13 protein-coding genes are annotated in these 13,067 nt (G+C 66.1%); 5 read left to right on the forward strand and 8 right to left on the reverse strand.

The genetic code is table 11. The features are described 5' to 3' along the window. Positions 1–170 precede the first annotated feature (170 nt). The gene (locus tag QHF84_RS47575; protein ID WP_281320294.1) at positions 171–701 is read right to left on the reverse strand and encodes an HNH endonuclease; all 531 of its coding nucleotides are present in this window, start codon (positions 699–701) and stop codon (positions 171–173) included. A 239-nt stretch (positions 702–940) separates the two neighbouring features. Here QHF84_RS47575 and QHF84_RS47580 point away from each other — a divergent pair, with 239 nt between their 5' ends. Then, complete coding sequence (locus tag QHF84_RS47580; protein WP_281320295.1) at positions 941–1,282, forward strand: hypothetical protein; 342 nt, start codon at positions 941–943, stop codon at positions 1,280–1,282. A gap of 24 nt (positions 1,283–1,306) precedes the next feature. Here QHF84_RS47580 and QHF84_RS47585 read toward each other — a convergent pair whose 3' ends face one another. From QHF84_RS47585 to QHF84_RS47615, 7 genes are all read right to left on the reverse strand, one after another. After that, entirely contained in the window at positions 1,307–1,561 is a 255-nt protein-coding gene (locus QHF84_RS47585) for a hypothetical protein (protein WP_281320296.1), read from the reverse strand. A 31-nt stretch (positions 1,562–1,592) separates the two neighbouring features. Next, entirely contained in the window at positions 1,593–1,763 is a 171-nt protein-coding gene (locus tag QHF84_RS47590) for a hypothetical protein (RefSeq protein WP_281320297.1), read from the reverse strand. Between the two features lie 800 nt (positions 1,764–2,563). Then, the gene (locus QHF84_RS47595; protein WP_281320298.1) at positions 2,564–3,577 is read right to left on the reverse strand and encodes a sigma-70 family RNA polymerase sigma factor; all 1,014 of its coding nucleotides are present in this window, start codon (positions 3,575–3,577) and stop codon (positions 2,564–2,566) included. Between the two features lie 15 nt (positions 3,578–3,592). Next, a complete protein-coding gene (locus QHF84_RS47600) occupies positions 3,593–4,483 on the reverse strand; it encodes a hypothetical protein (protein WP_281320299.1) in 891 nt (296 codons plus the stop codon). A 240-nt stretch (positions 4,484–4,723) separates the two neighbouring features. After that, positions 4,724–5,776, reverse strand: a complete 1,053-nt coding sequence (locus QHF84_RS47605) for a hypothetical protein (protein ID WP_281320300.1) — start codon at positions 5,774–5,776, stop codon at positions 4,724–4,726. A 1,501-nt stretch (positions 5,777–7,277) separates the two neighbouring features. Beyond that, positions 7,278–8,441, reverse strand: a complete 1,164-nt coding sequence (locus QHF84_RS47610) for a site-specific integrase (RefSeq protein WP_281320301.1) — start codon at positions 8,439–8,441, stop codon at positions 7,278–7,280. Positions 8,442–8,508: 67 nt separating this feature from the next. Then, entirely contained in the window at positions 8,509–8,736 is a 228-nt protein-coding gene (locus tag QHF84_RS47615; protein ID WP_281320302.1) for a hypothetical protein, read from the reverse strand. A gap of 1,409 nt (positions 8,737–10,145) precedes the next feature. On the opposite strand from QHF84_RS47615, the gene QHF84_RS47620 reads away from it, so the two are divergent. The 4 genes from QHF84_RS47620 to QHF84_RS47635 all read left to right on the forward strand — a co-directional run bounded on the left by QHF84_RS47620 (position 10,146) and on the right by QHF84_RS47635 (position 13,051). Next, positions 10,146–10,418 (forward strand): hypothetical protein, encoded by a 273-nt coding sequence (locus tag QHF84_RS47620; protein ID WP_281320303.1) that lies wholly within the window; start codon positions 10,146–10,148, stop codon positions 10,416–10,418. Further along, positions 10,415–11,863 carry a hypothetical protein gene (locus QHF84_RS47625; RefSeq protein WP_281320304.1) on the forward strand — a complete coding sequence of 483 codons (1,449 nt, stop codon included), beginning with the start codon at positions 10,415–10,417 and terminating at the stop codon, positions 11,861–11,863. Before QHF84_RS47620 ends, QHF84_RS47625 begins: the two co-directional genes overlap by 4 nt. Continuing rightward, entirely contained in the window at positions 11,860–12,318 is a 459-nt protein-coding gene (locus QHF84_RS47630; protein WP_281320305.1) for a transglutaminase domain-containing protein, read from the forward strand. Before QHF84_RS47625 ends, QHF84_RS47630 begins: the two co-directional genes overlap by 4 nt. A gap of 91 nt (positions 12,319–12,409) precedes the next feature. Then, positions 12,410–13,051: a hypothetical protein gene (locus tag QHF84_RS47635; protein WP_281320306.1), complete on the forward strand. Its 642-nt coding sequence runs from the start codon at positions 12,410–12,412 to the stop codon at positions 13,049–13,051. Positions 13,052–13,067 lie beyond the last annotated feature (16 nt).

The raw sequence follows: 13,067 nt of genomic DNA on the forward strand, positions 1-13,067 counted from the left end.
ACTTCGGTGCGAACTTCCACCGGCAGGATAGCGGGATGGTCGGTTTTCCGCCGAATAGCCAAGCGTGGGCGGAGTTCACACATTTCGACGATGGGACGGGGGCGCGGTGGCGGCCTACGGCTTGGGGCGGGAGCGTGTCTCAAGTGATCTGGTAGGCGCGCTCGTCTCGCTCAAAGGGGCGTAACCCAAAGCCGTAGCTGGCTCGGCGCGGGGTACTTCTGCGGAACTCGCGCGAGGTCGATCGGGAGCTGGGGCGCCTCCTCGGGGGTCTGCTCGAGGGCTCCCAGCGGCGCGCAAAGCTGGAACGCGAGTTTCAGGTAGCGGCGAAGGAGGAGCAAGGGCGGAAACTCCCCCCGTCCTTCGAGCCAGGCGAGCGCATCACGAGCGCCCTTCGCGCTGTTACACGAGCGGCAAGCCCAGACGAGGTTATCGCCCGCGTCGGGGCCGCCTCGGCTGGTGGCGATCAAGTGGTCGACGGTCAGGTTCTCGCGGGCTCCGCAGTAGCAGCACGCGATCGGGAGAACGAGCTTCAGGCGCTCATCATCGGCAAGTGGTCCGATGCTCATGGTCCCATCACGGAGCCCAGCGTTGACCTTGGAACGGATCGCGTAGTGGCGCGGCGCGTAGCTGGTCGCCCCCTGAACGACCGCGGCGTGCGCCATGGCGAGGTTCGCATAGGACCAACGGAGCAGATCGCTCACGGTTCGTCGGGATGCGCTGGGCTCGGACGGAGGCATCGGATCCCGGGTTGATTGCGATTCGGCGCGGGCGTCAAGGGAAATCTGGCGCCCTACTCGAAGCACGAAGGCAACAGAGCCGGCGAGCCCAAGATCCCGGGATAGGTTGGCTCATCGGACGGTATATGTCCGATCGGGGGATTGCCGTATGGTCGTTCGAGCCCGTAGGCTCCCCCTTGGTCGCCCGTTGGAAGCGAGGAGGCATGAGCGGAAGAGGCTTGACTTCGAAAGGAAAACCCACGGAAGGCGACGACGCACGCCTTGCCGCGGTAGGTCTTTCGGCTCCCAGCGCGGAAGACCTCACGAATTACGCGCCCGATGGAATTCGTCGGGCGGCGCTCCCGGACCTCCTGGTCCGCGGCCTCGCGCGGGGCGACGAGCATCCAATCGAGGGTGTCGTGGTTACGGTCGCAGACGAGCTCGAAGCGGCGGCCGTGATGATGGCGGACGGGAATCCAGCCCTCGGAACGCTGCTCGGCGGCTGGGCGATCCGGCTGCGGGTCGGGGCGGAGCTGGTGCGGCGGTATCGGGAGGCTGCGACGTAGCGACGGGATGGGGAGGGCAGCGGGTTATTCCTTCCCGCTGCTCTCCCGGGTCGCTTGCAAGACTTCGACGGTGATATTGAAGGCAAGCTTATGCAGCGTTTCCACTGCGTGGCGCGCCTCTTCGGGCGTCATCGCGTACCCCTGGAACATGGGGCGGCCTTCGCGCTTCTCGGGAGGTAGGCTCTCCGCGTTGATGTAAATTCGACCATCCGAGCCGATGGCGAACTCGGTCGGCAACTCCGCGTCGCTCGGCGTGTCCGTGCTGTTGGGGTCTGCCATGGTTTGGCTCTCTCCTTTATGAGGGCGAGGGTTACAGGTCGCAAAGGAGCTCGGCGTGCGTGAGCCGGCCTCGAACGGGGTCCGAGATCCCTCCGGCGACGACGGCCGCATCGTTGGTTTCTCGTGAAAGGAGCACGAGCATCCCCTCCCCCTCGAGCTGCTCGAGGGCGCGGTTGACGTCAGACCGGAGGACCTCAGGCATGCGGGCCCGGATCCACGCGATAGGCACGGGCTTGTCGCTCGTGGGGGACATGCGAGATAGTGCGAAGTGGACGAACCATGTGAGGCGCTCCTGGGCGGGGTAATGCTGGATCTCTTGGACCAGCTTGGCCACATGGACGGCCGCGCGCGCATAAGTGGGGGAGAGTCGAAAGAGGTTGTGGAGGACGTGCTCGCCGAGCTCGTCCTGGCTCAGTGCTCCCCTGCGATGCGGGGGCGGCGGTGGGAGGAGGGACGCTAATGGCGGAGGATCCAGCCTCTCGGCCAAGCGCTGACCGACGCTCCGAAGAGCGAGCCACAAAAATACGGGAATCCCGAGCAGAAAGCGCACGACCCGGCGAACGGGCCTACTTGGCGGAACGCACTGTGGATCCACCAGGGTATCCCGGTCGCCCTTCGGTGGCATGCTCGGGCGCAAGCCTGATAGCGGCGGCTCGGGGATTCGGAATGAGGCGGGCGTAGGTTCGGCGTCTTCGTCCGCGGCATGGGCCTCGGCGAATTGATGGGTGGCCATGGTTCCTCCCAGCGTGGGAGCCATGGCTTGACGCTGGGTGTGCAACAAACACCTGGCCCGCGAATGGAGCACACCCAGCGCCAAGCCACGACGTGGGGCGAAATGAGAAGTCGACGCCGAGGCGTCCGCGCTGGCCCTATGGTCGCCCGTAAGTGGGTAGGGTTGCGCGCGGCGGCCTCGTCGTCGTGTTCTCACCCATGGAATGAGGTCGACGCGGCTCCGACTCTCAACAAATCGTCATGCGTGATGAAAAAAGCGGGACGGGCGGCCTACTTCGCGGCCCGGTTGGCTTCCCGGTTGGCGAGGGCGGCGCCGAAGGCTCCCGTGGCTTGGGGACAAATCCGCTTCGCCTCCTCCAGGTCGCCTCGCTCTAACGCGCGGTCGCAGGCCTGGGCAGCGAAGCGGGGCCGCCCGTTGATCTTCGGCTGGTCGGGCGCGGGCGCGGGTCCGGCGGGCGGAGGGCACTGCGGCGAGACGGGCTCCGGGCAGACCGGCGGCGCGAGCTGTTCGAGGACGCCGGCCGGCGTGGTGTGCTCGTTCGTCGCGGCGACGTTCAGGACAATCGGCGGGAGCTCGGCGAGCATCGTGGCGCGATGGAGGAGAAGGAAGACGACGATCGCGCCAGCGGCGGCCCCGCCGAAGAACGTCGGCACGTGGAGCCAGCCGCGATGGTCCTTCTCGCGGCGCGGCTCGGTGATGTTCGACCATGCCTCGCCAGCGCTCCCCTCGTGCCTGATGTCCTGCGAATGGAACGGAAGGACGACAGGGCTCGTGATCCCGACGCGTTCAAGCTCGCGGCGAAGCGCGACGAGCGCAGCGGCGAGCTCCCGGAAGACAGTCGCGGAGGAAACGCCGAAGCTCTCGGCAATCTCAGCCACAGGCAACCCGTCGAGATGCCTCGCGCAGACAAACTCTTGTTGTCGCGCGGGGAGCTTGGACAGGATGGCTTCGAGGGTCTTGATCTTCTGCCGCTCGTACGCTTTTTGCTCGGGATCCGAAGCGGCTATGTCTTCGATCTCGAGTTCGATGAGCGGGACTGCCTTGTTCCGCGTCTTGCCGCGCTCGCGGTACTCCGAGACGACGCTCCGCATGTTGAGGTGCAAGAGCCCGCCGAGTTTGTCCGTGATCTCCTTCCCCTCGAGCTGGTGAAGGGTCCGGACGTAGATGTCATGGCAGAGATCGGGCATGTCCTGCGCGGGAACGTGGCGGGTTCGGAGCCAGTGTTCGATCTTGCGCTGGTGCGTCGCGAGGAGCTTTAAGCGCTGGTTTCGTTCCTCGTCCATGAGTGGACCCTCCAATCAGGGGAGACAGCAAAGGGTGCGGGCCCCGAGGAGCTCGACGGCGCCGAGGAGCTCGCCTCCGTGGGCCTGGCAGGTTCCGGAGTGGTAGACGGGCGCGGTCGCGCTCTTCGCGCCGATGGCCTGCCCGGGCGTTGTGAGGTCGAGGCACGTCGGGCCGGCGGATGACACGTCGGCCGAAGCGATCGGGCTCGTGCATGACGCGTCGGCGTGAAGGGAGACCGTAGACGCACACTCGCTCCCCTCGGGCGCGTCGCACGTGCAAGCCGAGCATGCGCGGTTGTCGTTGAAATCTTCGTAGAGGACGAACCTTTCGGCGTATCCCTCGGCGGGGCAATCGTGGATCCCGGGCCGCTGGACGCACTGCCGGAAGCCTTCTTCCCGCCTAGGAACGCAGAGCTCGGCGGGGCTACATCCGCCGTATCCGGTCGACGTGATCCCTTCGCAGAGCCGGGCGAAGAGCCCCCATGAGGCCGCTTCAAGGGGCGCCGTCGAGCTGCCCAGGGCGGTGCAAGCTTCGTCCGTGATCGCAAGCGGTCCGATGGTCACGGATTGAATGCAGGGCTTGTTCGTGCCGCACGCGTCGGCGGGGATTGCGTTGTCCGGCGCGCAAGTGCCATCCCAGGACTCGGGCGGATCCGTGGGCGTCGTGGTGGCTCCCTCAGCGGAGGTGCAAGGGGCGTCCTGGGCGACGATACTCGAAGGCAGCGAGCAAAAGCCGACCGAGGGGCCGCAGGTGCATTCCCCGCAGGCGGAGGGCGGAACGATGGGATCGCCATGCCAGATGAATTGCTCGACGGGCGCGGCATCCGGGCACGGCGGCGCGGCGGTCTCGTTGGGGCCGATCCACGCGAGGAGGGGAAAGGAGAAATCGCCCGGGCGAAGGGGCACGCATTCCCCCTCGCATGCGAATTCACACCCGCCATCCCCCCCGTTGGTACTTGGACCTCCGTCTTCGTCGTCGTCACCGGCAGCGTCGGAACCGGCGTCGGCGTCTCCGGCGTCCTCTTCATAGAATTCGGCGATGTTGATCGCATCGGGACATCCAGACAGAAGGGAACCGAAGGCGAGTCCCAACAGAGGCACGATCAAGGCTCGTCTGCGCACACGGTTTTTCATGAATGTTCCCCTCTATTCGTTCAGCATAATGGAAAGAAGAATCCCGAGGCTGAGGCGCACGGGCGGCGCGCGCCACTCCTCTACGGTTTGGCCGCTGTTTGGGCCGGCGGTCCTAAAGACAACGCTCCTCACGTCGGCGATCCCCTCGCCGAAAAAGAGAAATGAGTACCGCTCAGCGAAACTCCATCGAGCCGCGAGGCGTGCACCGAAGCCCACCAACAAGCCATCGGAGAGGCTCAGCGACCCGGGCTTCTCGAGGTGGAACGTCATGCGGCCGATCGCTGCGGCGCCGCAGATGTCCACGATGCCGGCCCTCGCGCATGGCAGGATCGTCCCGGACCAGAAGGACGTCCGCGCTGGGACGTCGCGGGGTCCGATTCCCGAGGCTGGTGTAGCGACTCCACGCATATCCGCGGCGAGGGCGAACCTCGGCCATCGAACCTCCACCATTCCCTGGCCCCCCACCGCCACGCTTGGCAGGCCAAGCGGGGAGACAACGGGCCCGAGGGCTGCTGTCACCTGAACCGGCGTCCCCTCGGACGTCGTGCCCGCCGTAGGGGCTTTGGAGCCCGGGGCGAGCGCGGCCAGGAATTGCGGCATGCGAAAGGCCACGGGGTGGATCTCCGGCGTGCCTACCTCGATGTCCGTCGGGGCCGCGAGCTCGGGCGGAGGCGTGTCGCTTCCCCACGCGCGCGGCCCGAGCGCGATCCGCACGAGCGAAGCCATGTCATAGGCGAGCTCGCGGCAGGTCCCCTGCTTGTCCGTGATCGAGTGCCACTCCTTCCCGTTTCCCGAGGGATCGGGGGCCCATAACTCGCCCTCGAAGTCTTGCCCGACGCGGCGCACCTCCACCCGGAGAACGGCCGAGACGTCGGTCCGGACAACCAAGTATCCAAACTCGCCCGCCATCATCAAGGCGAGCTCTTCGGCGTCGGGGCAGCCGGCCGAGGCGTCCGGGGCGTGGTAGTCGAGACGGAACGCGATCTTCTCCTTGGGTGCGGCGGCGGCGCTCGACGCGAAGGCGAGCGTTAACGACGCAGCGGCAACTAGGAGGAGGCGACGCATGATGAGGCGGGGGCCAGATTAAGCTCCGTCTGGCGGGACAGGCAAGCACCGTTTGCCCTGGCGGGCGCTCGGGATGCGGGCGAGCGGTTCGTCCGGGTGGAACCCAACACGCTACCGGGGCGGCGCCTCATGCACGAAGGCGCTGTCGACAACTCCCCGTTTTCCCGCGCGGCTACCTTCGACGATGCGGACCGTGCTGCGATACCGCGCTTGCTCCAGCGGCGAAACCATGACTTTCGTCCCGTGCGCAGCGAGCACCGAAGGTCGCCCCGCTGGCGCTGAGGCACCGACGGGGCGATCCTCCGCGACCTTTGCCGAATGCTCCCACGAGGCGTACGCTCCGGGTCATGGGGCAGAAGAAGCTGGGGCAAGTCGTCGGACCGGTCGCAGCCGCCATGGTGACGGCGCTTTACCTCGCAGCGTGTACATTATATCCCCAACCGCCCGGCTCATGTGCCGAGGCGTGCGGCAATCAGCATCCGCAGGGGCTCCAGACCTACGATCTGGTATCCGTCGTGTACCTTTGCGACGTCAACACAGCATGCACGGGTAGCTGCTACGAGAGCGTCTGCACCCGTAAAGAGGAGCCGAGCGACGCCTGTCTTCCGTGCGTGCAGACAACGCTTGCGAGCGACTATTGCGCGCACCAAGGCCACTTCGGGGTCTGCCGCGGCGACCCAGAGTGCAGCGCGTACATCGCATGCATCGAGGCTTGCTAGGCGCGGAGCTGCTCTCCCTCTTCCCCGACGACGAGACCCGGCGATGATGGCCGCATGGATGTCCGGCCAGTTGTGACGCGTGGCCGGTGCCTGCCACCACCCGCCATGGGCTCGACCCCTACCGCTCGGGGTGCGTCCTGGCTCGTCTCTGGCTGCCCCGAGGGGGCTTCAGTGGCGGCGATCCGTTCCGGTGGCTCTCTCCGCTCTGAGCTCGCTCGCGGCCTTCGCGACGGCGGCCAGGACCTCGGTCACCTTCCGCCACGCATCCGGGCCCCCCGCGGCAACGGCGGCAAGAGCGTCCACCGCTCGCACGGTCAGGTCCGCGCCGAGCTGCGGAGCCTTCGCAACGGCGGCGAGAGTCTTCATTACTTCGGGCGCGGCGTCCAGTCCCCCGAGGGCGACAGCGGCGAGGCCATCGACGGCTCTGCGGGATATATCCACGATCAATCCATTTTGCTCGACAACTGGTTGATTTCGTTTAGAATCACAGCGACTTCCTAAACCGAAGGTCGCAGGTCCGATTCCTGCCGGGGGTGCCAATGATTTCGAGGGGTTACGAGCCAGGCCCCCTCGCTCCCTCCCCGTCGCCCAAAGCTGTGGCCTCACTGTGGCCTCAACCGAGAACGCCGGTCGAGCCCAGCAGAGGACGTGTCCTCATCCGGGCCCTGCTCGACTGTCTGGAGACGTTCCTGGGATGCGGGCGGCGGCGCCGTGGCCTCGCCCACCATGCTCTGGTCGACCCCTGCCCCCCGGCGTTGCACCAAGGGCCCTGGTGCCGGGCGTCAGTTCTTCTCCCCGTCGCCACGACGGCGGACAGGCAACCGACGAGCGGCCTCCTCGAGGTCTTCCTTGAGGAAGTGCACGTAGCGCTGCGTGGTCGACAGGTTCGTGTGACCTGCCATCCGCTGGACGACGTGCACGGGGATGCCGGCGCGGAGCCAAGCCGTGATCGCGTAGTGGCGCAGGCAGTACACCGACCACCCTTCGACCCCGGCCCGCTTGCTCGTGCGCGCGAACGCCTGTTTGAGCCCGGACTGGCCCCACGGCTCCCCGGCGTCGTTCAGCGCGATGTACGCCTCACGCGCTGCGCTCTTGACAACCGGGGCGAGGAGCCTCGCGAGCTCGCGCGAGATGGGGATCTCGCGCTGGCCAGTCTTCGGCGTGTGAATCTCGCCGTGTGACCGACCCTCGCGCACGGTGAGGAACCCGCCGACCGCCACGCCATTCTCCCACCGGAGCTGCACGTCCTTGCCTCGGAGCGCGCGCACTTCGTTGGGACGAAGCCCGGCGTCCGACATGAGGGTGAAGCCCAGGCGGTGCGTATCGCAGGCGACCCCGAGAATCTGCTCGACTTGATCGTCGCTCGGAATCTCCAGGATGCGCTGCCCAACCTGCTTGAGCTTCGGCAAATTCGCCGGCCGATCCTCGACATATCCGCGGCTCTTCGCAAACCGCAAAACCGATCGAAGCACGACCTGCGTATTGTTCCGCGTCGAGCGGCTCAACTTGCGCTTCGAGAGCGCGAGGTCGAGATCCGCCGCAGCCTTCCCGTCGACCTTGTCCAGGGTCAGCTTGCCGAACTTCGGAAGCAACGAGGCCCGAAGGACCGATTCGTACCCCTTCCGGCTGGTGACCTTGAGCTCCGCGACCATGAACGTCTCCCGGAACTCGGTAACCACCTCGGCGAAAGTCTTCTTCGGCTTCGGCGCGGCATTCGCTCCAGACGAGTCGCCCGAATTGGGCGCCGTCGGCGCAGTCCCCGGCTCGTACGGTTCGCCATGGTTGGCAATGTTGAGCAGGAACCGCTTCTCCTCCGCACGGGCCGCGGTCCACGTTTGGACCTCGGCATCCTTGCGAAAGCGGGCCCGCGTGCCGTCCCGCTTCTTATATTGGATGTCAATCAACAGCCGGGTTTCCCCGTATCGCTCCACTTTGCGGACTGCCATGGTCAGATTCCTTTCCGACCATCCCAGCCACCTTTGCGAGGCTGGGACTGTAGCACGTGGTCCGTCCTCACGGGACACCCCAAGCCTCGGAAAACCGGACCCGCCAGATCCGGCCGAACTTGCGCGCCCGCACGCCGTCGACGCTTGCCTCCGTCACCCCGTCCGACGCCCGCACGGCGCGGCGCTCCAGCGTCTTTCGCAGCGCGCCCACATTCATGCCGAGGTGCGCCGCTGCGCGGTCGATGGGCACCCAGCCCCCGACTGCTTGATGGGCTTCTCCCTGCTTTGCCGACATGCCGGGACCTCCCTTCCTTGCCGCCCATGTCCACCTCCCCGGCGCGCGCGAGGGCTCCGCGGCGCCATGAATCGACGACCAGACGAGGGGGCTCGAGCTCTCGGCGAGCGACCCCTCCCACGCGCCGGTCCCCGGAATGTACGGCAATCAAGCGACGACTTTCAAGCCATTTCGACAGCAAAATCAACAGCTTGCCCAAACAGATCGAAAATCCCGAGCTTTGATCGGAGTTCCTGTGGGTCCCCTCTTGTTTCACCGCATGGCGATCCGAGGACCGCCGAGAAATCAAACGACATTTCGCATGCTCGCCGAGGCCCTTTCGCGGAAGTGCGCGAACCCCCGCGCTTGCCATCCGGCGACGAGCAGATCCTCGGCTGATTTCTCGGAACTCGTCAGACTGAGCCCCTGGAAATCAAGGTCCGTCGACGAGCGTCTTCCGAAATCCCCTTCTCTTTCTCGGAAAACCGATCCGCCCGGACAACGCACGAAGCCCGCTCGAGCGAACGGCTCTGTACGAGTTCGCACTCGCCGCCGCATTCCAACGACGCATATCTCACAACGCCAGGCGCGAGCTCGTCATCGTGATCAGCTCCGAGGCACGGGTCCCCGGCCTTCCCGGGGGAGACGCCACGGCGTAGCCGCGCTCGGCCTCGGCGCATGCTCGGGAAATCTCGGCATTCTCCTGGCGCCACGGACCATCAGTAGGGCTACGATTTCGTTCAGCACGTACCTGCACCAAGAACCAATTCCACCTCGAACATTCCCCATACGGCGATCACCTTAAACTTCGGTGCATGCGATCCCGGATGCGGCTCAGGCGGGGGTTCGTCTCCCCGCATGCAGTTCAGCCATGGCTAGCCTTCGCTGTTTCAATGGCCGAACGCTGAACAGGCATGTTCACTGCCGAAAGCAACGCGCGCGTTCCGCGCACGTGATGCCACAAAGAACTATTGGAGGTCGTTCGACGCGGTCGCGTGCTCGATTTGCCTTCTTTCACGCTGTCACAGCGTACCTGTACGTCCGCACGAACACCCACTTGGGCGACAGGCAAACCTCGACCCGCATCGTTTCCCGTACGGCTCGGCATCGTCCGGACGGTCGCTTGCGGTCGATGTTCCCGTAAGGGGGCCGCGTTGAGCCGCGACACGTCACGTTTTCAAGCTGGTTTGCACGCGATCGGTCTCCCGTGGTTCGCGGATGAGCCACCAATCCACCCCCGGGGAAGCCACGTCAGCCGCCCCCTCGGGACTACAAAATCCTCGGCACTTTCTCGGGAAGCACGCCATGCGCGCGACATTTATTTTGCTCTCAAACGGTTTGTTCGTCGGCACGTTCGACAACGGGTAGCCCACGCAACAATTTTTGTGTTGCAATGCCCGAGCGACTTATCCCATTGTTGACCCAGCACCATGAACCACCCAGAGCCCACTGGGCTCGACGGGCAGTCGTCTGCTGTCGAGCCGGATCTCGGCGGTGATCCGCTGTTTGCTCCGAAAGAAGCACGCCCGAAAGGCTCGGAGCTGCGAAGCTGGCAGCAGATCATCGACCTGTACGGGGGTGAGTGCGGGTATCAGCTCATCGCGCAATGCGGCAAGACCTTTCGATATACGGCCAAGTCCGAGAAGCTCTACTTCTCGGGCCCGGCGCGAAAGCCCCACGGGAAAAGGAGGTCCAAGCCATGACCCAGGCCGAACCCAGCGCGCTGCCGGACGAGCCGATCGAGCTCGGCGGTCATCCCCTATTCCCTCGGCCGGAGACCGAGGTAGGTCCCGATCCGCGAAGATTCGACCTCATTCAGATCGTCCGCATCCTCCCGGACAAGACCCGGGAGGTCTGCCCGACGGCGTGGAAGGGATCCGAGCTGCGGAGCTGGCAGCAGATCATCGACATGTACGGTGGTGAGTGCTGGTATCAGCTCAATGCGATGTGCGGGAAGTCGCACAAATACACGGCAAAGTCCGAGATGCTCTACTTCGCAGGACCGGCGCGGAAGCCCTTCGTCCAGGAGCCGCAGGCGCCCCGACCGGCGCCCGCTGCGTCTCCCATCAACCCGGCTGCGGTACCGCCTTACTACTATGCCCCGCCTGCGCCTGCTCCCGCGCCCGCTCCCGCAGCCGCGCCAGCGATGGGGGTGGAGTTCATGGGCCTGCTCAAGGTCGTTCTCGAAACGATGCGCTCGATCCTCGAGAACACGAAGCAGCCAGCACCACCACCACCGCAAGGAAACCAGACCCTCGAAGTCGTACAAGCGATCGCTCCGCTCCTCCAGCAGCCGCCGCAATCCAACTCGCTCGAATTGGTGCGCGAACTCGTGCCGCTCCTCCGGGGAAACGATGCCGGGAAGCCGAGCGTCGGGGCCGGGTATGAGCGAGGGATGGAGCGCGGAATCGAGCTCGCGAAGGCCCTTGGGGGCAATGGCGGCAGCGGCGGAGACGAGTTCGGCGAAATCGCCAAGCTGCTCACGCTCGTAAAGTCCACGACCGCCGCGAATTCGCCGCCTCCGCCTCCGCCTCCGCCGCCTCCCCCGCAGGCGAATCCGTGGCCCACGGGTGCGCCCATGTCCTGGGAGGGATGGGAGATGATCCAGACCCCGATGGGGATCATCATGCGCCAGACCGCTGCGCCTGCGCAGCCCGCGCCTGCGCAACCCGCGCCCGTGGCGCCCGCCCCCGAGCCCGTCGAGCTCGCGCAGCTCGAGCCCGTAGCGCCCGTGCGCGTGCAGTCCGCAGCACCCATGCGGTGCTCCGACGGCGTGCCAAATGTCGCGCCGCCGCCGAGGCCCCCGCCGCCGCCTCCGCCGCCCCCGGTGCCTTCTTTCGTGAGCGCACCGCTCCCGCCGCCTGCACCGCCGCCCCCGCCACCGCCGCCCGCGAATGCGCGCCCCGAGCCGCGAACGCACAAATCGGCCAATCTCGCGCCGCATCTCACGGCCGCGGGCCTTGTTCCCGCTCCGTCGGATCCGCCGCCCCCCGCCGACCCGCTCGGCGGTGCCGTGGCGCAGGGCATCCAGCTCCTCGGCAATAACCCCGACCTCTTCGCTAAACTCAAGGAACTCGCCTCGACGGGGTTCTCGCCCGAAGCCTTCGGCGAAGTGCTCGTCATGGCGGAAAAGGGCGGTGCCAAATGATCCGCCCGCGTATCGTCCACTTCCCCTCGAACCTCGCCAAAGCGCGGTACATGGCCGAGGGCAGCAAGCGCGATCTTCTGCTTCCCGAGGTCCAGCGCTGGGCTGCGGTGTTCCGACGATTGCCGGTTCACGAACGCGCCGCGGCGATCCTGAAGTTCTGCCAGTACGCGATCGATTACGTCCGCGACCCGCGCCGCGAAGTGCTCGAAGACTCGGCGGTGACACTTTGCCGCGGCTTCGGCGACTGCGACGCGAAGACGCGCGTCTTCGTGACGCTTTGCCGCGCATGCGGGATCCCGGCCCGCGAAAAGCCCGTCCGCCCCGAGCAAGACTTTCCGCACATCCTCGCGGAGGTCTTCGTGAATGGGCGATGGCAACCCGCGGACCCGACCATCCTGAACTCGACGATCGGGCGTATCCCGCCCGCTTGGCTTGCGAGAACGAACTACTGGTGATGCCATGTCGCACAAACCGCCCCTTCGATGCGCCGTCTGTCTACGGCGCCGGCCCCAGCTCTGCGGTGGGTATTGCGCATGCGGTGCGACCGTGTGGGAGCTCATCCCGCACGAGGTCCCGCCGGGCATCGTCGTGGAATCGCTCGAAGAGCGTAGCACGCCATTGCGGCCCACGCATTTCCCCGCGCTCCTCTCACGTGCGCTAGGGGGCGTGGTGCTCGGCTTGAAGGTGCTCGTGGGTGGTGTTCCCGGGGCCGGGAAGTCGACCCTCTGCGCCGAGCTCGCCGCGCAGATCGCCGCGAAGCTCGATGGGCTCGGATACTGGCTCGATGCGGAGCAGAACCGGAACCTCGTGCAGGAACTCTTTCCGCGCACGGGTTCGTCGTCACAACACATTCGCCTCGTGAGCAGGCGCAGCGGAAGCGGAAGCAAAGTCGGATGGCGTGACGCCCTCCAGGCCGTACCGCCCGATGCCGCCGTGATCGTTGTGGACTCGCTCCAGCGCTGGGCGCGCAGCTACGTCGAGCAGACCACGCTCCTCGAAACCGTCGCGACGATGCGTCCTACGGTGCTCGTCGTCTCGCATTTCAACAAGGCAGGCCAGTTCGCCGGCCCAATGGGTAACGAATACGACGTGGACGCCACGGCCATCGTCCGGCCGAAGAACATTGAAGTAACCAAGTGCCGCTGGAGCCTTTGCCCGCGCACAATCGAGCGTCCGATGGCCTCGTAGAGCTGTCGCACGGAAA

The organism is Polyangium sp. y55x31 (assembly GCF_029946505.1).
In the GTDB taxonomy this organism is placed as follows: Bacteria; Myxococcota_A; Polyangia; order Polyangiales; family Polyangiaceae; genus Polyangium.